At 73.9% G+C, this 19,244-nt stretch carries 19 protein-coding genes; 9 read left to right on the top strand and 10 right to left on the bottom strand.

Features of this window, described 5'->3' with window-relative positions; genetic code table 11:
• Positions 1 to 42 precede the first annotated feature (42 nt).
• Both ACGFIR_RS28270 and ACGFIR_RS28265 read right to left on the bottom strand, forming a co-directional pair.
• Entirely contained in the window at positions 43 to 831 is a 789-nt protein-coding gene (locus tag ACGFIR_RS28270) for a hypothetical protein (protein WP_393148227.1), read from the bottom strand.
• Positions 828 to 3,374 carry an FtsK/SpoIIIE domain-containing protein gene (locus tag ACGFIR_RS28265; protein WP_393148225.1) on the bottom strand — a complete coding sequence of 849 codons (2,547 nt, stop codon included), beginning with the start codon at positions 3,372 to 3,374 and terminating at the stop codon, positions 828 to 830. The genes ACGFIR_RS28270 and ACGFIR_RS28265 overlap by 4 nt, the downstream gene beginning before the upstream one ends.
• A 195-nt stretch (positions 3,375 to 3,569) precedes the next feature.
• Here ACGFIR_RS28265 and ACGFIR_RS28260 point away from each other — a divergent pair, with 195 nt between their 5' ends.
• The gene (locus ACGFIR_RS28260) at positions 3,570 to 4,133 is read left to right on the top strand and encodes a hypothetical protein (protein WP_393148363.1); all 564 of its coding nucleotides are present in this window, start codon (positions 3,570 to 3,572) and stop codon (positions 4,131 to 4,133) included.
• 2 nt (positions 4,134 to 4,135) lie between these two features.
• On the opposite strand, the gene ACGFIR_RS28255 is transcribed toward ACGFIR_RS28260, so the two are convergent.
• From ACGFIR_RS28255 to ACGFIR_RS28225, 7 genes are read right to left on the bottom strand one after another with little or no spacing between them, the layout of a single operon-like run.
• Positions 4,136 to 4,735, bottom strand: a complete 600-nt coding sequence (locus ACGFIR_RS28255) for a hypothetical protein (RefSeq protein WP_393148223.1) — start codon at positions 4,733 to 4,735, stop codon at positions 4,136 to 4,138.
• A gap of 13 nt (positions 4,736 to 4,748) precedes the next feature.
• Positions 4,749 to 5,918, bottom strand: a complete 1,170-nt coding sequence (locus tag ACGFIR_RS28250; protein ID WP_393148221.1) for a M23 family metallopeptidase — start codon at positions 5,916 to 5,918, stop codon at positions 4,749 to 4,751.
• Positions 5,915 to 6,472, bottom strand: coding sequence for a hypothetical protein (locus ACGFIR_RS28245; RefSeq protein ID WP_393148219.1), 558 nt, complete (start codon positions 6,470 to 6,472; stop codon positions 5,915 to 5,917). Before ACGFIR_RS28245 ends, ACGFIR_RS28250 begins: the two co-directional genes overlap by 4 nt.
• Positions 6,469 to 8,436, bottom strand: a complete 1,968-nt coding sequence (locus tag ACGFIR_RS28240) for an MFS transporter (protein ID WP_393148217.1) — start codon at positions 8,434 to 8,436, stop codon at positions 6,469 to 6,471. The genes ACGFIR_RS28245 and ACGFIR_RS28240 overlap by 4 nt, the downstream gene beginning before the upstream one ends.
• A 1-nt stretch (position 8,437) precedes the next feature.
• Positions 8,438 to 11,794 (bottom strand): ATP-binding protein, encoded by a 3,357-nt coding sequence (locus ACGFIR_RS28235; protein WP_393148215.1) that lies wholly within the window; start codon positions 11,792 to 11,794, stop codon positions 8,438 to 8,440.
• A 49-nt stretch (positions 11,795 to 11,843) separates the two neighbouring features.
• Positions 11,844 to 12,206, bottom strand: a complete 363-nt coding sequence (locus ACGFIR_RS28230) for a hypothetical protein (protein ID WP_089003089.1) — start codon at positions 12,204 to 12,206, stop codon at positions 11,844 to 11,846.
• Positions 12,207 to 12,219: 13 nt separating this feature from the next.
• Positions 12,220 to 12,534, bottom strand: a complete 315-nt coding sequence (locus tag ACGFIR_RS28225) for a hypothetical protein (RefSeq protein ID WP_392997969.1) — start codon at positions 12,532 to 12,534, stop codon at positions 12,220 to 12,222.
• A gap of 340 nt (positions 12,535 to 12,874) precedes the next feature.
• Between ACGFIR_RS28225 and folP the strand changes: the two genes are divergently transcribed.
• The 7 genes from folP (at position 12,875) to ACGFIR_RS28190 (ending at position 17,506) form a co-directional block, all read left to right on the top strand.
• Complete coding sequence (gene folP, locus ACGFIR_RS28220) at positions 12,875 to 13,807, top strand: dihydropteroate synthase (protein WP_393148213.1); 933 nt, start codon at positions 12,875 to 12,877, stop codon at positions 13,805 to 13,807.
• Entirely contained in the window at positions 13,804 to 14,169 is a 366-nt protein-coding gene (gene folB, locus ACGFIR_RS28215; protein WP_393148211.1) for a dihydroneopterin aldolase, read from the top strand. Before folP ends, folB begins: the two co-directional genes overlap by 4 nt.
• A complete protein-coding gene (gene folK / locus ACGFIR_RS28210; protein WP_393148209.1) occupies positions 14,166 to 14,693 on the top strand; it encodes a 2-amino-4-hydroxy-6-hydroxymethyldihydropteridine diphosphokinase in 528 nt (175 codons plus the stop codon). The genes folB and folK overlap by 4 nt, the downstream gene beginning before the upstream one ends.
• A gap of 73 nt (positions 14,694 to 14,766) precedes the next feature.
• A complete protein-coding gene (locus ACGFIR_RS28205) occupies positions 14,767 to 15,255 on the top strand; it encodes a DUF3180 domain-containing protein (protein ID WP_392997973.1) in 489 nt (162 codons plus the stop codon).
• Positions 15,256 to 15,369: 114 nt separating this feature from the next.
• Positions 15,370 to 16,581: an ABC transporter permease gene (locus ACGFIR_RS28200; RefSeq protein WP_393148207.1), complete on the top strand. Its 1,212-nt coding sequence runs from the start codon at positions 15,370 to 15,372 to the stop codon at positions 16,579 to 16,581.
• A gap of 52 nt (positions 16,582 to 16,633) precedes the next feature.
• Entirely contained in the window at positions 16,634 to 16,948 is a 315-nt protein-coding gene (locus ACGFIR_RS28195) for a hypothetical protein (protein WP_392997975.1), read from the top strand.
• A 60-nt stretch (positions 16,949 to 17,008) separates the two neighbouring features.
• A complete protein-coding gene (locus tag ACGFIR_RS28190; RefSeq protein WP_393148205.1) occupies positions 17,009 to 17,506 on the top strand; it encodes a hypothetical protein in 498 nt (165 codons plus the stop codon).
• A 12-nt stretch (positions 17,507 to 17,518) separates the two neighbouring features.
• On the opposite strand, the gene ACGFIR_RS28185 is transcribed toward ACGFIR_RS28190, so the two are convergent.
• Positions 17,519 to 18,511 (bottom strand): ABC transporter ATP-binding protein, encoded by a 993-nt coding sequence (locus tag ACGFIR_RS28185; RefSeq protein WP_392997977.1) that lies wholly within the window; start codon positions 18,509 to 18,511, stop codon positions 17,519 to 17,521.
• Positions 18,512 to 18,513: 2 nt separating this feature from the next.
• Here ACGFIR_RS28185 and ACGFIR_RS28180 point away from each other — a divergent pair, with 2 nt between their 5' ends.
• Complete coding sequence (locus ACGFIR_RS28180; protein ID WP_392997978.1) at positions 18,514 to 19,197, top strand: ABC transporter permease; 684 nt, start codon at positions 18,514 to 18,516, stop codon at positions 19,195 to 19,197.
• The last annotated feature ends 47 nt before the right edge of the window (positions 19,198 to 19,244 follow it).

Here is a 19,244-nt window from a genome sequence, read left to right as displayed (position 1 = left end):
GGCCAGGTCACCTCCCTACCGACCGGCTGACCCGTCGACCGGTCAGCCGGTCAGCATCGCGTGCAGCAGGCCCGCGCTGACCAGCACCGCCGGGACCAGGCACACCAGCGCCCCGAGCCGGGTCGTGCGCTCCACCCGTCCGCCCTCCGGCGGCGGGAAGAGCCGCCCGATGCCGATCCAGCCCGCCGCGAACGCCACCGCCGGCATCGGCAGCCCGCAGACCAGCGCGGCCACGCTCGCCGCCCCGGTGCCGGTCGCCACGAACAACAGCACCTGGATCGCCGGCACCAGCAGCGCCAACGGCCCGTACACCAGCAGGTTCCGCAGGCGCGGCGGCCAGGCGGCCATCCGGGGCAGCCCACGTGCGGAGAGCGTCGCGTCCGCGGCGTCCGCCCGGCCCCGGGCAGCGCGCAGCGCGGCCAGCACCGCCGCCGGCCCGCCCGCCATCGCCCGGGTCGCCTCGGTCACCTCCGGCGGCGTCGGGACCAGGGAGATCGGCGGTACGCCCCGCTCGCGCAGGAGAACCTCCTGCGCCGCCAGCCGGGTCCGTACGGCGGTCAACTCCTCGCGGGCGGCCTGCACCGACCGGGCCTGCTCGCCCGCGGCGGTGGCCGCGTCGCGGCGCACCCCGTCGAGCTGCCGGGCGGCGGCGAGATACTCGGTCCAGGCGACGGACACGGCGTCGACGCCCCCGACGGATCCCGCCGGCCCGGCCCCGCCGGTGCGCTCCCCGTCGGCCGCCACGGCCTCGACCGCTGTCGGACCGGCACCGGAACGTTGCCGCCCCGGCGCGACGCGCCCGGTCGTGTGCGGGGTCCCGACGCGGCTCATACCGGCTCCTCCTCGGCGAACGGGACCAGCACGGTGCCCTGCCCGCCGGGGCCGTCCCAGAGCACCGCCCGGCCGGGGCGGGGCCGCCACTGCACCTGACGGCCGAAGACCGACGCGAGCTGCGCGCCCGGCAGGTCCACCACGGCCACGGCGGCGAGCTTGTCCACCTCGCCCTCGGGCTCCAGCAGCGCCGCGAACGACGGCACCGTCCGCCAGCGGCCCAGCAGGTGCCGGCCGGCGGGCGGTCCCTCCCGCAGGAGCGTGCGCAGCCGCTCAGGGGGCAACTGCTCGGGCGTCGGCACGTCCAGTCCGAAGACGACCAGGTAGGCGGGCACGGCGTCGTCCATGGCGGCGAGCAGGCCGGCGAGGTCCACGCTCTCCACCGGGTGCCGCCCGGCCAAGTCGGCCGCCAACGCCTCGGCCACCGACCGGCAGTCCTCGTCCGGCGCGGCGAGCACGAAGCGGGCGCTCCCCGGCGGGTGGTGCGCCGCCACGCTGCGAGCCGCGGTGGCCAGCAACCGGATCGCCTCCGGCCCGGGGCCGAGCACGGCCAGGTTCCGCCCCGGGGCCGGCCCGAGCGACACCGAGACGGTGCTGCGGGGCACGTCCACAGCCCGGCCCAGCAGGGCCGCGGGGCCGGGCGCCTGCCCGGCCAGCGCGGCCCGGTACCGGGGATCGTTGCGCAGCAGCGGGCGAGCGTAGCCGGCGAAGACCACCGGCGGGGTGGCCCCCTCCGGGCGGGCCGACCAGAGTCGGTGCCGCAGCTCCTCCACCGTGTCGGGATGGTCCTGCGGGTCCGGGAACCGGACCATCCGTTCGTGCCCCCGGATCGCGCCCCGGGGCCCACCGAGCCCGCCGGCGGTGTTCACCACCGCGCTGCCCACCGGCAGCCCGGCGGCCGAGTCGTTCGTCGGCTCCAGCACGGAGCTCCCGCCAGGCAGCGCCACCCGCACCGGGAACTGCCCCAGCACCGAGTCCCGGTCCGTACGCGAGCCCAACCCCAGGTCGCCCTCGCCGGCCAGCACCAGGTGCACCCCGTACGCGCGGCCCGTGCGGGCCAACCCGTCCAGCCGTGCGGCGGCGTCGGCGGCCAGCCGGTCGCGCTCGGCGAAGAGCAGCGGGAGGTTGTCGAGCACGCAGACGACCCGGGGCATGGGCCGGTGCTGTCGCAGCTCGGCGAAGCGCTGGCCACCGGCCCGGGCACCCGCCTCCTCGCGTCGCCGCACCTCCGCCGACAGCTCGTCGAGCAGACTCAGCACGTACTCCCGGTCGGCGGCCATCGCGGCGGCCCGCACCTGCGGGATCCACGACCGGTCCCGCTCGGTCTGGAGGAACTCCACGAAGGACTCCGCGTCGGCGAGATCCGCCAGGTAGAGGACCAGCTCGTCGGGGCCGTAGCGGGCGGTCAGGCCGAGCAGCGCGGACGTGAGGAAGGTGGAGCGGCCCGCGCCCGAACGGCCGCTGACCAGCCAGTGCGGCGTCAGCTCCGTGAAGCCGAGCGACACCGGACGGCCCCCGGCATCCCCGACGGTCGTGCTCAGCCCACCCACGCCGCTCGTCGTCCACAACTCCTCGTCGGCCGACGGCAACAGATCGGTCAGCGTGAGCCGGGAACCCGCCTCCACCTGGTCGGCCAGCCGCCGGCAGACCGCGTCGACGAGTTCGGTCGGCGGGTCCGCCTCGATGAAGACCGGCGAGTTGAGCCCGCCCGGAGGATCGGCGCCCGGGCCGGCGAACGCCCCGCCCGGCGGATCACCCAGCAGCGCGTACGCCGTGCGGACCGCCAGGGTCGTCGCCCACGGCAGCGGCTCCCGGACGTCCGCCGGCGGCCAGCCCGCCACGACGAGGTGCAGGCCGGCGGACCGGCCCGGCTCCGCCAGGGTCTCGATCCGGGCCAGATCGGTTGGTCCGGTCGACTCGGGCAGCGCGGCGATCACCAGCAGCAGCGTCCGGTCGTGCCGGCGACGCCCGCTCGTGCCGGGGGTGACCCACTGCTCGGCCTCCGTGAGCACGGCCCGCAGACCCGTCACGTCCAGCGCCGGGGGTGGCAGCAGCCCCGCGTCCGCGAGCGGCGCGAACGGCGCGAGGGCCGTGCCGGTGGCGTCCACCGCGCGGACCAGCAGCGCCCCGGCCGGGGTCGCCGCCAGCAACCGCAGCAGTACGCTCCGCAGCAGTCCCGCCACCCGGGGATCCCGGGCGTCGACGTCCATCGTGAGGTGACCCGTGCCGAGCAACGGCACCAGCGCGGGAAACCGGGCGTCGTCCAGCGGCGCCGCCGTCCCGACCCGGACGAAGGGGGGCGGACCCTCACCGGCCGGTGTGGTCGGTGCCGTCGCCTCCAGGGGAGCGCCCGCCCAGCCGGGGGCCAGCACCGCCGCCGCGGACCGGAGGCGGTCGGCCAACTCGTACTGGCGGCGCTGGTCGGCGGGGGCGGGCCGGGTGTCGTCGAGGACGCTCGCGGCGGCGGTCGCGGTGGCTGCGGCCCGCCTGTGCAGTGCGGCGGCGCGGTTCGTACGTCCCTTCGGACCGGCCACCGCGTCCACCCCCTCTGCCCGAGGTCGGCAACCCCTCCCCGCGCAGAGACCGTAACCCAGCCGAGCCGACTCGTCCGGGATGCGCGGCGGCACTGCGCCGGGGATGTCGTGGATCTCACCGATGGGCAGTGGTCCGTCACGATCCGCTGGATCTGAGGCATTGGGTCTGCCGCGTCCAGCCGCTAGCCTCAGGGGGTGGAATCAGTGCAGCCCCCCGCCGGTTCCCAGGTCTCCCGCGTACCGGCGCAACGGCCTCCCTCCGATCACCTGGCGCCGCCTTCGCCGGCCCCGGCACCGGAGCGGCCACGGCGGCGGCTGCGCACCTTGCTCACGGTGGTCACGAGCCTCGTCGTGGCACTCTGCCTCGGCGGGGTGGCCGCCGGATACGTGCTCTACAACCGGGCCGCGACACCTGACCGGAGCGCGCCCGACGTGGTGGTGGACAACTACCTCCGTGCGTTCCTCGTGGACCGCAACGACACCCGCGCAAACCTCTTCACGTGCGATGGAAACGGCGACCGGACTGCGGTTGCCGCATTGCGCAGCGAGATCGAGCAGCGTGAGGCCAACTTTGGCGTTGTGGTCAGGGTCAGTTGGGGGCCGCTCACCCGAACCGAGACGAGCGACGGCGAGTCGGTTGCCACGACGCTTACCATCTCCGGCTCAGCCAACGGCCAGCCTCGCAGCAGCAGGCGCGAGGACTGGGTGTTCAATGTGCTGGAAGGAAGCGAGGGGTGGCGGGTCTGCAGTGGCTCTAGGGCTGCCTGAGTTCACTCGATCCAGAGGAGATGGACCGGGACCTCCAGTGTGGTTGGTGACTGGCCTCGCCAGGCCCAGCGGTACCAGTCCACCTCCGGCGTCACCCGGACGCAGATGTCGCCATCCGCGCCGGAGTAGGTCTCGGTGACGGCTCGCAGATCCCGGTGTTCCACGGAATCCACGACATGTACCACGCGCCGTCCTGCGACGGCGTCCGACTCGAAGACCGGGGTCGGCATACGGTGCGTCGGGGCGTCCAGGGACACCAGGCGGACGCCCGTCTCACGTTCCGCTGAGTCGCCCGGCCGTGTCCCCACCGTCTCCACCCAGACGCGCTCCACGGGGACCAACGGGGCGAAGACCTCCACCTGGTCGGACTCCGCCCGGTACCACTCGTGCTCAGGAATCACCGGCACGTAGGTCCGACTGCCCTGCACCACCCGGTCGTCGGCGCGAAGGTCGCCGCGCCAACCGTGTCCGGGCAGGCCGACCAGCACGCGTTGCCCGCGGAGTTCGACGCGGCCGGTGGCCGGCATGATCTCGATCGGTCGGGGTGGCCTGGGCGCCCAGTCCGGGTGGTCGGCGAACGGGTCGGGAAGTGGCTCGTTCATGACGGCGAGCGTCTCATCCCACGCCCTTGAGCGGCGCGCCACGCGATCGCATGAACGGCACCGGGTTGATGGCGCCCCGGCTGCTTCTGTCCCCGTCCTCGTGCACCTCGAAGTGCAGGTGCGGGCCCGAGGAGTTGCCACTGCTGCCCACCTGGCCGATGACCGTACCGGCCTCGACGAGTTGGCCGACCCTGACACTGGGCCTGCTGACCATGTGGCAGTAGCGGGTGATGAAGCCGCCAGCGTGCAGGACGTCGACGAACCAGCCGCAGCCGCCCTTGTCCGGCCAGCCGTCGACGTTGCAGGTGCGCCGGCCCCTGTTGTCCGGGTCGCAGCGCGACACCAGGACCCGCCCGGTGGCAGCGACCCGGATGTCCGTGCCCTTCGGCGCGGCGATGTCGACCCCGTTGTGCCCGGGCCGGCTCGTGGTGCGGAATCCCGAACCGACGCCGCCCGGGATGGGAGCGGTCCATCCCGAGGCCGCGATTTGTCCCTTCTCGGCGTCGTCGCACTTCCGCTCGCCATCGATCAACGCGATCCGGGCCGCCCCGCCAGCCAGCGCGTTGACGATCTGCGCGGCCACGTCCTCGTGCTTGGCGTACGCGTCCGGGAAGGCGCTGATCTGCACGGCCTGCGCTGCTCTGGTCAGCGACATCGTCTCCCAGCCGGGCACCTGGACGAGTTTCTCGTAGAACTTCCGGGCCGCGTACTCGGGCGTCATCCGCTGCGCCACCGTGCCCCAACTCGCGCGTTGCTGGAAGAGACCGACGGAGTCGTGGTCGGCACCGACGCCCTCGTTGGGCAGGTCCTCGGACTCGCCGACGGTCCGGTTCGCGAGGTTGCGCAGTCGGGACTCCTGCATGGCGGTTGCCACGGCGATCACCCAGCCCCGTGGCGGAACCTTCATCTCCTGCCCGACCTTGATGATCCGGGCGGCGTTGCGGAGCTGAACCTGACCGTATCCCGACATCCGGGGTATCTTGCCGCGAACATCGACCCGGTAGTCCTCCTTGCAGTCCATGCTGACCGCTGTCATGAGGTCTGCGGACTCTCCACCGAGTTCCGTGAGGAAGAAGGCACCCGCGCCGCCGGTGCAGCAGAGCAGAGCGAGCGTCGCCGTCAATCCGGCGGCCAGTGCGCCGAGTCGGAGTCGTCGACGGCGGGGGCGTACCTCGTCGCTCATGCCTGCTCCCAGTCCACCGCGTCCACCAGCCACCGACCGTCGGGTGCCACCAGTTCGAGGCGGAGCCGTCCCGTGTCCAGCGGAACCAGCACCTCGACGAAGTTCTCCGCTCGGGGCCGGAGCGTGACGTCGCCGTTCACCTGCCCGGCCGGCACCCCCGACGGGTCCACGCCGGCCAGCTTGTCGGTCAGCGCCGGGGTCGACAGGGGACGCAGGTCCTCCTGCCACCGTTCCGCCGTGATGCCCGGCTTGCCGAGCCAGGCGGTGACGAAGCGCGCGGCCGTCTGCTCCGGTGTGAGTTCGCCAGGGCGGGTGACCGGGGAAGGCGGAGCACCCGTCGAGAACGCCCCGTCGTCACCGGCGGTCGGGGCGACGGTGGTGATCGGTCGGTCGGGGCGGTTGCTGAGCCCGGAGGTGGAATCGCCGGGCCCGGAGACCAGCCGCGCCGCTCCGATGATCCCGAACACGAGTACGGCGATGCCGATCGCGATGCCGAGCCGGGATCGGAGTACCCGGGTGACGAGAAATTCGATCGCTCGCCGCACCGCACTCACCGGGCCTCGGAGCGGATCCGGGGAGCGGACCGGTCAGGCGTGCGTTCCGCAGACCCGGGACGGTAGATGGCGAACGAGGGGCTCTCGTCCGGCACATCCGGCTCCGTCCACGTGGCGGGCTGCCGCCGCCGGGGTCGGGGCGCGGCCGGGCGGGAGGTGCGCCGGTCCTCGGACGGCGCGGCGTCGTCGGCGGCCTGCTCGCGGCCGTCGGGGCGCTGCCGATCCTGGCTACTGGGGGCGGTGGCTTGCCCACCACGGGTGGCGGCGTGCGCCGGATCCTCCCGCCGGGCCTCGGGCCGAAGGGTGGGCTGCTGCGCCACGACGCCACGACGCCGGCCCATCGCCGGCTCGGCCGTGCCACCGGGTTCCGCGACGTCGAGCCGGGCAGCGGTACGCATGTCCCGGAAGAAGCGTCGGTGCCACGAGCCGGCCGAACTGACCGCCTCGCTGCTGTCCTTGCCGCCGAGTTGGGTGATCCGCCGGTAGGGGCGTAGCAGCAGCCAACCGACCACACCGCAGAGCCAGACCAGCACCACCTGGAGCCAGCCGGGCAGGGTGGGGGTGCTCATGATGAGGTCGACCGCGAAGAGATAGATGGCGGCCCCGGTGCCGAAGATGGCGATGTTGAAGACGGCGGCGACCACCGCGTTGGCCAACCGCCGCAAGCCGGCGCTGGCCGGACGCATCAGGCCCACCGTGCCGAGGATCGGCGCGGCGATCACCGCCCAGCGGAAGATCAGGAAGCCCAGCAGCACCAGCAGCGAGGCGGTCAGGTCGAACATGGCGAAGAGCACGGCGGCCAGCACCGCGATGAAACCGGCACCGACCCGGTCCATGTCCCGGACGCCCTGGAGATACTCGTACGCCTCCGGGTCCTCGGTCTCGATCTGTTGTGCGACCCGCGCCCACTGCTGCTGCTTCGCCTTGATGGTGGCCTCGCGCGTGGCCGGATTCGACCGGAGCTTCGCCGCTTCCTCCCAGGAGAGCGCCTTCGCGTCGTAGAGGGCGGGTCCGTACTTCTTCGCGGTCTCGCTGTCGGCGGAGCCGAGCACGCCCCGCAGCCAGTTGCGGTAGAGCATCGCCTCGGTCGCGGTGTCACTGGCCCGTACCGCAGGGGGCCGGTTGTCCTTGCACGCCTCCGGATTCGGATCGTCGCACTGGCTTGGAGGGGTGTCCTTGGTGGCCGGACCCACCGCGTCGTGTACCACGCCAAGCGTGGTGACGAGGGTGCCGTCGGCGATGTTGGCCGACTTGACCGGCCAGGCGGCCAGGGCGGTCACCGCCACCATCACCAGCAGGGCCCAGCCTGCCGTGGTCATCGCGTTGCTCATGTCGGACTGGCGGGAGCGCCAGAGCAGGTACAGACCGACCACGCAGAGAGTGACGATGCCGAAGACGCTGAACACCTTCTGGTAGACGGCCTTCGTCGCCTGGTCCACCAGCGGGTCGGCCCAGCCCCACATCGAGCGCGGATCCCAGGCGCGTTCGCGCAGGGCGTTCGAGGCGCCCACGATCGCCGTGGCGATCATGAACTCGCCGTTGGCCACGGTGTTGGTGAACTTGTAGTCGGGGTGCAGCACCGCCGTCGCGCAACCGCTGTCGACGTCGTACGTGGAGTAGCTGTATCCGGCGTAGCCGTAGTCGCTGTAGAAACCCTTCGGGCCCGGCTTCGTGGCCGATTCCGGTCGTGACGCGAACCAACCGGCGAGCCCGGAGTCGGGCGCACCGGGGGTCGGGGCGTTCCGGCACTTGACGTCGTCCTCGGCGACTTCCTTGAGCTTGGCGACGCAGGCGCGGAAGTCGGCCTGCCACTCCGGGGTGGTGCAGAGGTCGGCCTTCGCCTGGGCCGTCAGCGGGGCGGGGCCGGCTGCCGTGGCGCCGACGGCCGGCCAGCCGATCGTGGCCCCGGCGAGTACGCCGAGCGCGAGCAGGAACGCCGCCAACCGTGCCCGGGCCCGCGCCATGTCACGCCTCCATGTTCGGCAGGATTGCCGGCAGTACCCCGGCCGCCGCGGCGATCGCGGCGGGGGTGGTGTCGAGGTGGTCCAGCAGCCCGTCGACGTACGAGACGTCGACCCGGACCTTCTGCACTCTGCCGTCGACGTCCCGCATCACGAACTCCCGGAAGCCGAGCCGGGTCGCGCTGGTGGCGTCGGCGGCGGAGAGGGAGGCCAACGTGGCCTCGTAGCCGTCGTCGACCGGCACCCGCAGCAGCCGGAGCGCTTCGGAGGCGATCTCCGCGTCCTCGGCGATCCGGCCCACGAAGACGGTGGAGACCAGGTTCTGCACGTCGAGGCCGAGGATGTCCTTCGGGTTCTGGGAGGCCACCAGCGCGGCGAGGTTCCACTTGCGGGAGTCGCGCGCGAGCCGGACCAGGAACGACCGTCCGGAGCGCCACCCTTCCATGAAGTGCGCCTCGTCCAGCCCGACCAGCTTGCGCGACGACATCGAGCCGCCGTAACAGCGGCGTACGGCGAGCCGGTGCGCGGTGTGCAGCATCGGCAGGGCCAGCGACTCCTCGGCGGACCAGTATTCGCGCTCGATCTTCAGGTCGGGCAGTCGCAGCCCGGCCATGGTGATCACCGTGAGCGCGGCGTCCGCGCCCAGCAGTCCCTCCGGCGGCCGGCCGAAGAAGAGCATGGCCAGCGGCATCTCGGCGGTGTCCAACAGCAGGTTGGCCAGTTCCCTGCCGGCGTCGTCGTCGACCTGGCTGAGGCAGGCGACCACGTCGTCCAGGGTCGACGTCTCCTCCGCCGGCACCTGGCGTACGGCGTGCCGGAAGAGGGTCGCGGTGGACGCCTCCCGGGCGACCTGCGGGGGCACCAGCATCATGCAGATGTCCTGCACCAGCATCCGCCGCTCGGCGCGGGCGTTGGAGACCGCGATCTCGAACTCGCGGTCCCCCGAGGCCCCGGTGCCGAACTCGCTGCGCAGCGGCGTCGGGATGAGCGAGTACGGGGCCAGGGTGCCGTGCTCGGAGCCGGTCAGGTTCAGCACGCGCGCGTACGGCCGCAGTTCCGGCATGGCGCAGAGCCGGGCGAGCGGGCCGGACGGGTCGAGCAGCGTCACCTGCACCCCGCGTCGGGCCGCGAGGTAGCCGAGCGCGCCGAGCAGGGTCGACTTGCCGCCGCCCGGTTCGGCGACGAAGACGGCGAGCCCGGAGCGTTCGCGTACCTCCATCGGGAAGTGCAGGTCGAGGAAGACCGGCCGGCGGCAGGTGCCGGCGGTGCGCCCGATCAGGTCGCCGCGCCGGTCGCCGACGGTGGAGGCGGCCTGGGGGAGCGCGGCGGCGAGCAGGTTGACCGGCATCCGCCGGACGTAGCCGGTGTTGGCGATGGGTTCGCCGGGGATGAACTCGCGGGCCAGCCAGTCCTGGTTCTTGGGGTGTTGCAGCGAGATCCGCAGCTCGCGGGAGTAGAGCTGGATAAGCCGGCGGGCCCGCTCCAGGCACTCCTCGCGGTTGCGGCCGCCGACGGCGATCCGGTGCCAGCCGTGCGCGCGGGCGGAGTCGACCGGCAGCCCGGTCGTCATCTCGTCACCGATCACCAGGGCGCGCTTGGCGAGCCGCTCCAGCTCGGGCGGGGCGTCGATGCCGTGCTCGGCGTAGTCGAGCTGCTGGGAGCGGATCATCCGCAGCCGGTGTTCGAGGTTACGGAAGGAGTCGCCCGAGCCGAGGATGTCGACGCGGGTGGAGAGCTCCATCGGCCACGGCAGCCGCTCGTGGAAGTGCAGCCAGGGCTCGTGTCGCTCGGGGATCTCCAGCGGCTCCATCCGGCCGACCGCCAGCACGGCGACGTGTCGTTCCTCGCCGGTCATCCGGTTGACCAGCTTCACCGTGGAGCCGTACGGGGTGCGGTAGCGCTCGACCTGCTCGGTGAGGGCGAGCAGGTCCCCGCGTTCCCAGCGCCCGTCGGTGAGCGGGGACAGCTCCCCGGGCGGCGCCATGCACAGCGCCACCGAGCGGTAGAGCAGCCACTCCAGCTCCTGTGCGGTGACCCGCCGGCCGCGCATGCCGAACGCGCCCAGCACCTCGTCGAACTGCTCGACGGTGCGGCCGAGCTTGCGGCGCTCGCCCTCGGCCACGCCGCGGCCGAAGGTGCGCAGCACCCGCTCGCTGAGCGAGTCGCCGAGGGACCGCCGGGCGAAGGTGACGCCGAGGTAGGTCTGCCCCTCGGCATGGTTGACCGAGAGCAGGTGCCGCTGCGCGGCGACCAGGTGGTCGCCCCAGCTGGCGGTGCCGGGGACGTCGGGTAGCGGCGCGGCGGTGTGCGCGTCGACGGTGCGGGCCCACTCGTCGGCCGGGAAGGGCCGGGTGGTGCGTCGCAGGTGCAGCCGGAAGCCGGCCAGCCCGGCGTACTGCTCGGAGATCGCCGAGAGCAGCGCCTCCCGTTCCGCGTCCGGCCGGAACGCCCAGCGCACCTCGGGCAGCCAGTACCAGGCGGTGACGGTGTTGGGGGTGAAGGTCAGGTGGCCGGCGATCTCGGTGATGGCCAGCTCGACCGCCGGATCCCGGTCGCCGAACTTGATCTTCGGTGGCTTGACCCGGACGGGCTTGGTGGGCTGGCCGCGCCGGCCGGCGGAGCGCTGCCGTGGCGCAGCGACCTCCCGGCCGGCCCGCTCCGGCTGGCGCTCCCCGCCGGGGCGGGACGCCAGCGGGGCGGCCGGTTCCGGCCCGGTCGGGGCGAGTGGCGCCGGCCCGGGGGATACGGCGTGGGCCGGCGGCGGTGCCGTCGGGGCGGCCGTCGTGTCCTGCGCCGGTGGGCGGGTCGTCGGCAGCCGGTCCCCGGGCTGGTGGGGCACCCGGGACCTGGCCGGCCGGGTGGGCGGCTCGTGGGTGGCCGGAAGCTGGTCGACGGTCGGTGCCGCCTGGGCGGGCGTCCGGTCGGTGGCGTCGCCCGGGTGGCCCCGGTCGGCCCGGTGGCCTGCCCGTACGGGCGGCGGGGTGGGTACCGGCGGGAGCGCCGCCGGGGCGGCCGGTTGCGGCGGGGCGGCGGGGTGTTCCCGCCCGCTGCTCCGCTGTGGGGGTGCCGCCGGTCGGGGCGCGCCGGGGCGCGTACCGCCGAACAGGTCGAGGAAGGGCGAGTCGATGTCTGCGCTGTCGCTGGCGGCGGGCTGCGGCTCGGCCGGCGGCGTCCGGCGTGGTGCCGGACGGGGTGCCTGGAAGACGCCCACGCCGCCGTGCCCGGGTGACGTCACCAGGGCCGGGTCGAGGGCGACCTCGTCCGCCTCGGGATCATCCACGTAGTCGAACGACCGCGCACGGTTACCGTGCGGGACGGCCGGACGCCCTGCCGGGGAACCCGGCGTGGAACTGCGATTCATGCGACCGCCTCATCCGCGTCGTTCGACTGCCTGGTCGGGGTGCGACCGGTCATGCCAGTTCCTCCCGGATCCTGATCCGACTGCCGACCAGGCGGGGATCCCGCTGCTCCGCGGCCGGCTCCCGGGTCCGCCGCCAGTCCGTCAGCGCGGTGCGGATCACCATGCGCGCGGGCCGGTCCGGGTCGACGTACCGGAAGATGAACGAGGTGCTCACGATGGCGAGCGCGATCTCCCAGGCCGGGAAGAGCTCGACCTGCAACGTGAACAGCCAGTGGATGAACATGTAGAGGGGAACGAGCAGCATGAACAGCCCGTACTGGGCGTACGGCAGGTGGACGGGAAGGGTGTAGCCGGGCGGCCCGAGGTAGACCAGGCGAGCCCGGTAGATGTCGTCGTCGGTGCGCAGCCGCATCTCGTGCCCGCGCCTATTCGAAGATCAGGTCGATCAGGTAGTCGCCGATGAAGAAGAGTGTGGCGGCTCCGGCGATGAAGGCGAGCCCGACGATCGCGATCGCCGAGCTGGTGAGGACCTTGGAGATCTCACCCCGGCTGGCCCGCCCGATGAAGATGACGCCCAGCACGGCCAGCAGGATCGGTGCGATCTTGCTGGCGAAGAACGTGACGACACCCTCGGTGTCGATGCCTTTGGGCGCGGGCTCGGCGAGTGGAGTCGACGCCAGGGCGGAGAGCGTGTGGGTGGCGGCGGACGTCGCCGTCTCCATCAGCTCGATGGCGATCACTGGAACCTCCCCAAGTCGCGGCCGGCGGCGCGCGGTGGTGCAGTAGGCATGCCTGGCGGGAACGGTGCTCCCTGCGCAGCGTCGGCGACCCTGCGTACGTCACCCACCACCGAGGGTGGCGAGTTTTGGGCGGATTTTCCCGCTTCGGCCCTCCCTCCAAGCTTCGCCATCTCGATGCCGGGCAGTTCCAAAGCGTACGGGCACCCACTGTTTGCGACAAGCCGCGAAGAGTCTGCCCGATCCGCCCCGGACGACCGATCGTACACCCGTTCGAATCCGCATGTCATCGCCCTCGACCCGGCCCGCCCGGAGCGGTCCAGGCGACCGGTACCGTCTAGCCGTGACCGATCTGGTACGGGCCTCGGCCCCGGTGGTGATGGGCGTCCTCAACGTCACGCCCGACTCCTTCTCCGACGGCGGACGGTACGCCGACCTCGACGCCGCCGTCGGACACGGCGTCCGGCTGCGGGCCGACGGCGCCCACCTGGTGGACGTCGGCGGCGAGTCCACCCGGCCCGGCTCCGACCGCGTCGACGCGCAGACCGAGACGACCCGGGTGGTCCCCGTCATCCGGGAGTTGGCCGCCGCCGGTGTGCCCGTCAGCATCGACACCACCCGCGCGCGGGTCGCCGAGGCGGCCCTCGCCGCCGGTGCGGCCGTGGTCAACGACGTCTCCGGCGGCCTCGCCGACCCCGACATGGCCCGGGTGGTCTCGGACGCCGGCTGCCCCTGGGTGCTCATGCACTGGCGGGGCCACTCCCGACAGATGGGGGAGCTGGCCCGCTACGCCGACGTGGTCGCCGAGGTACGCGACGAGCTGGGCCGCCGCGTCGACGAGGCGCTGCGGGCCGGGGTCGACGCCGACCGCATCGTCGTCGACCCGGGGCTGGGCTTCGCCAAGACGGCCGCGCACAACTGGGAGCTGAGCACCCGCCTGCCCGAGTTGCTGAGCCTCGGTTTCCCGCTGCTCTTCGGGTCCAGCCGCAAGTCGTACCTGGGGCGGCTGCTGGCCGGTCCCGACGGCACCCCCCGCCCCACGGACGGCCGCGACGTGGCCACCGTCGCCACCAGCCTGCTCGCGGTGGCGGCCGGTGCCTGGGGCGTACGCGTGCACGACGTCCGGGCGACCGTGGACGCCCTCGCCGTCTGGCAGGCCACCGGCGCGCCCCGCCTGGCCCCCGCAGCCGACCCGATCCTGGCCCCCGCCGCCACCGGAGGAACCCGGGGCGCGGTCGGGGCGGACCTCACCCGCGAGCACGGAGGAGACCGATGACCGACCGGATCCAGCTGACCGGCCTGCGGGCGCACGGGCGGCACGGGGTGTACGACTTCGAGCGCGAGCAGGGGCAGGACTTCGTCGTCGACGCCGTGCTGGAGATGGACCTCGCCCCGGCCGCCAGCTCGGACGAGGTGGGCGACACCGTCCACTACGGCGAACTGGCCGAGCGGTTGGTGGCGGTGGTGACCGCCGAGCCGGTCAACCTGATCGAGACCCTCGCCGACCGGCTGCTGGCCGTCTGCCTGGCCGATCCCCGGGTCGAGGTCGCCACGATCACCGTGCACAAGCCGGAGGCGCCCGTCCCGCACGCCTTCACCGACGTGGCCGTCACGATGACGCGGCGGCGCGACCGGTGACCCGCGCCGTGCTCTCCCTGGGCAGCAACCTCGGCGACCGGCTGGCCCACCTGCGCGGTGCCGTCGCCGCGTTCGGCGACAGCGTGCTGCTGGTCTCCGGTGTCTACGAGACTCCACCGTGGGGGGACACGGACCAGCCCGCGTACCTCAACGCCGTGCTGCTCGCCGAGGACCCGGCCGCGGGCCCGTACGACTGGCTGGAGCGGGCCCGGGCGGCGGAGCGTGCCGCCGGGCGGACCCGCGACCCGCAGCGGCGGTTCGGGCCACGGACCCTGGACGTGGACGTCATCGCCGTGTGGAGCGACGGCGACGAGCCGGTGCTCAGTGACGACCCCGAGCTGATCCTGCCGCACCCTCGGGCCCACCTGCGGGCCTTCGTGCTGCGGCCGTGGATCGACCTCCAGCCGTACGGGCGGCTGCCCGGGCACGGTTGGCTGACCGACCTGCTCAACACCGCTCCGGTGGCCGAGGACGCGCTGGATCTGCGCCCCCGGCCGGATCTGGCGATAGAGTCGACGGCATGACCCAGTGGAGCCGGCCGGCATGACGCAGGCGCAGTCCCCAGGACCGGGCGGAGCAGGCCCGGAGCGGTCCCGGATGGGTCCCACCCGCATCTCCACCCTGCTGGTGGCCGGCCTCGGGGCCGCCGCCGTGGCCTGGTTGCTGATCAGCACCCTCTACTACGACTACCTGCCGGAACTGCCCTGGCTGCCGGTGGTCACGCTCGCCGCGCTGGCCGTGCTGGAGGCGTACGCCGCAATCAACACCAGGGGGCGCATCGAGCGCAGGCCGGGCCGCGAACCGGTGAACGCCCTGCTGGTGGCCCGGTTCGTGGTGTTGGCGAAGGCCTCCGCGCTGGCCGGCGCGATCTTCGCCGGGTTCTACGCCGGGCTGACCGGCTGGCTCTTCGTGGAGCGCACCGACGCCGCGATGGGCGACCGGCCGATCGCCGGCGCCGGGCTGCTCGCCGCCCTGGCGTTGGTAGCGGCGGCGCTCTGGCTGGAGCGTTCCTGCCGGGTTCCGGAGCAGGAGGACGACGAGGACCGCGAGCCCGGCGGCCGGGAGGGCCGCCCCGGCGCGCGCTGATTCCGAGGGGTTACGCCCGGCCTCCCGCGCGGGTACCGTGCCTGCGACCGAGAGCAACGCCGCCCCGGTCCGCCGGCGCGTCGGGCCTGGGGTGGCCACGTGGGAGGCGGCGTCATGCGGTACGACGAACCGGGGCGTGAACCGTCCCCCGAGCCCTCGTCCGGCATCCCCGCCTCGGTCCTGGAGAACGTCTTCGACGACCCCGCGCACGGCGAGCCCGGCCGCGACCGGTTCGGCGTCCACGTCGTCTGGGAGCTGCTGCTCCTGGCCGGGCTGGGTCTCCTCACGTATCTGCTCTGGGCGGAGGACCCGGCCGCGCTGCGCGGCGACGGGCTGCGTTCCCTGCTCCTCGACGTGGTCGTGCTCGGGCTGCTGGCGCTGGCCGCGGGGCTGACCCTGCGTACCGCCGCGGTGAACCTGGCCGTCGGCCCCGTCGCGGTCGCCGCCGCGCTGCACGTGGCCGAGCAGGGCGACCGGGGCGTCAGCGCCGCCGCCGGCCCGGCCCTGCTGGTCGCCGCGCTGGGCGGGCTCGCCCTGGCGCTGGTCGTGGTGGTGCTGCACGTTCCCGGCTGGGCCGCGTCCCTCGCCGCCGCCGCCGGAGTGATCGTGTACATCCAGCGGCGCTCCGCGGCGGTCCTGCCGCAGGGCGACTACGACCCGGAGCGCGCTGCGCTGTACCTCTTCGTCGGGTTCGCGGCCGTCGCGGTGCTCGGCGGCCTCTTCGGTTCGGTGCGGGCCGTCCGGCGGGTGGTCGGCCGGTTCCGTCCGGTCGTGGACCCGGCCCGCCGCCGGGGCGCGGTGGCGGCGGTGGTCACCACCGGCGCGCTCGTCGGCTCCACGGTGCTGGCCGCGCTGGCCGGCATGCTCGTCGCCAGCCGGGACATCGCCCCGGTCGCGCCGAACCCCGGGCTCGACTGGACGGTGCTCGCGGTCGGCCTGGCGCTGCTCGCCGGCACCAGCGCCTTCGGCCGGCGCGGCGGCGTCTTCGGCACGCTGCTGGCGGTCTGCCTGGTCACGGTCCTCCTCGCGTACGCGCGGGCCCGGGGCTGGACGGTGAGCCGGTGGGCGGTCGGCGCGGCGGCGATCGGCGTCGGGCTGCTGGTCACCCGGCTGGTCGAGACGTACGGACGGCCGGCGACCGGTGCGGCGGAGCCGGTGTTCTCCGGGGACGGGCGGTTCGGCGTGGGCTGGACGGCGCCATCCGCGGACCCGGTGGGCGACTGGCCCCCCGCCGTGCCGAGGCGGTCCCCGGAGAGCCCCGTGGACCCCTGGCGCGACCCCGGCTGGGAGAGCGGCCCGCGCCGGTGGGACGGCGGCGACCGGTGAGCCGTGCCGCGTCCACCGGGCCGGGAGTGATCTCGGCGGTTAGGCTCGCGGAATGACCGACACACCATCGACCTCGGCCGGCCCGTCGTTCGAGGAACTCGACGCGCTGTCCACTGAGGAGCTGCGGGAGCGGGCGTTCGCGGTCGCCCGGGAGCATCGCGACGTGCGCTTCTTCTGGTCCGTGCTGCGGCACCTGCCGAACGCGGACGAGGCCGCCGCCCTCGACGGCGCGCCCAACTCCGTCGGCCCGACGATCGACGAGGCCGCGGCCCTGTGGCGGGAGCTGACCGGGCACGGCTACGAGGAGTCGGCGCCGCTGCTGCGCGCCGCGTTCATCGACTACCTGATGAAGCACCCGCGCCGGTGACGTCGACCGACGGCCCCGGGCAGGTTTGCCCTCCGCGGTCCGCCGGGAACTGAGCCGATCATGGCGCTCACCAACCCGTCGCGGACGGGCGGTCGCTACGGGACGGCGGCGGGCACGGGGGCGCTCGCGGCGCTCCTGCTGGTGGCCGTGTGCGGCAGTCCGGCGTACGTCGGCTGGGCCGCCGGCACCGACCCGAACTCCGCGGGCGGCTGGTACCTGCAACTGCTCTCCTGGCCGGCGTGGCACTTCAACGGCGACGGGGCGACCGGCGGCCTGCTCGTGGCGAACCTGCGGGCCGTCCTGCTGGTCATCCTCGCGGCACTCTTCCTCTATCTGCTGCCCACCTCGCAGGTGGCCCGTGTGCAGGGGTCGGGGACGCAGTTCTTCTCCGGCTGGGCCGCGTACGTCCTGGCCGGCGGCTTCGCCTCGCTGCTCGCCGCCTTCCTCGGCCCGGAACCGTCGCTGCTCACGGCGATCCAGGCGGGCGGCGCCGGCGCGACCTACGGCTTCCTCTCCGGTTGGGTCATCGGCGCGGCCAGCCTCGGCGGACGCGCCTGAACCCGCCGCCCCTCAGCGTCCGGGCCCGCCCAGTTCGAGCAGCCGCGCCCGGCTGAGCACGCCGACGGGCCGCCCTTCGTCGGTCACCACGACCCGGTCGGCGGCCGAGGTCAGCAGCACCCCCAGGGCGTCGTACGCCGAGCCGCCGAGCGGCATCGTCGGCAGCTCGGCCACCCCGGTCTCCGGCAGCGGTTCGACGGACTCGCCGGTGACCGGGGTCACCGCCAGCCGGCGGATGCCCCGGTCGGCGCCCACGAACTCCCGCACGAAGGGTGTGGCGGGCGCGCCGAGCACGGCGGCGGGGGTGTCGTACTGCTCCAGCCGCCCGCCCTCGGAGAGCACCGCGATCCGGTCGCCGAGCCGGACCGCCTCGTCCAGGTCGTGGGTGACGAGCACGATGGTCTTGCGTACCTCGGCCTGCAACCGGAGGAACTCCTCCTGCAACCGGGTACGCACGATCGGGTCGACGGCCGAGAAGGGCTCGTCCATCAGCAGCACGACGGGGTCGGCGGCCAGCGCCCGGGCCACTCCGACCCGCTGCCGCTGCCCGCCGGAGAGCTCGTGCGGGTAGCGGCGGCCGAAGGTGGCCGGGTCGAGCCCGACCAGCTCCAGCAGTTCGTCGACGCGGCGGCGGCTGCGCTGGCGCGGCCAGCCGAGCAGCCGGGGCACGGTGGCGACGTTGGCGCTGACCGTCTGGTGCGGGAAGAGGCCGACGTTCTGGATCACGTAGCCGATCCGGCGGCGCAGCCGGACCGGGTCCACCCGGGTGACGTCCTCGCCGCCGAGCAGGATCCGGCCGCCGGTCGGCTCGATGAGGCGGTTCACCATCCGGAGCACGGTGGACTTGCCGCAGCCCGACGGTCCGATCAGCACGGCCAGCTCGCCGGCGGCGATGTCCAGGCTCAGCTCGCGTACGGCCTCGGTGCCGTCGGGGTAACGCTTGTGGATGCCCTCCAGCACGATCGACGCCGCGCGCGGCTCGGGGCCCTCCGGGGTAACGTCCACACATGTCCTTCCGCCTGAGCTACCGGGCCGACCCGGGTAACCCCTGGTTCTCCTGGCAGTACGTGCGGGACAACTCTGACACGATCCTCGCCGCCGTGCGGGAGCACGCCTCGCTGACCGCCCGCGCGGTGCTGATCGCCGCCCTGGTCGCGCTGCCGCTGGCGGTGGCCGCGTACTGGTACCGCTCGCTCGCCGGGCCGGTCCTGGCCCTCACCGGCGTGCTCTACACGGTGCCGTCGCTGGCGCTCTTCGCGTTCATCGCCCCCTATCTGGGCATCGGCGCGCTGACCGCGCTCAGTGTGGTGGTCCTCTACGCGCTGCTGGTGATCGTCCGTAACGCCGTCGCGGGGCTCAACCAGGTGCCCCCCGAGGTCCGCGAGGCGGCCGAGGGGATGGGGTACGGCCGTTGGGGTCGGCTGTTCCGGGTCGAGTTGCCGCTGGCCCTGCCGGGCATCCTCACCGGGCTGCGGCTGGCCACCGTCTCCACGGTGGCCCTCGTGACCGTGGGCGTGGTGATCGGGCGCGGCGGTCTGGGGCAGCTGATCTTCGCCGGGTTCCAGAACAACTTCTACAAGGCGCAGATCATGACGGGAACGCTGCTCTGCGTCCTGCTCGCCCTGGTGCTCGACCTGGTCCTGGCGGGTGCGGGCAGGCTGCTGACCCCCTGGCTGAAGCGGGCCCGGTGAGCGCGAGGAGCACGGCGCAGCGGAGTCCCGCGGTCTTGGACGGAGGA

Source organism: Micromonospora sp. NPDC049051, assembly GCF_043197575.1.
Classification (GTDB): Bacteria; Actinomycetota; Actinomycetes; order Mycobacteriales; family Micromonosporaceae; genus Micromonospora.
This window is presented reverse-complemented; position numbering and strand designations above follow the sequence as displayed.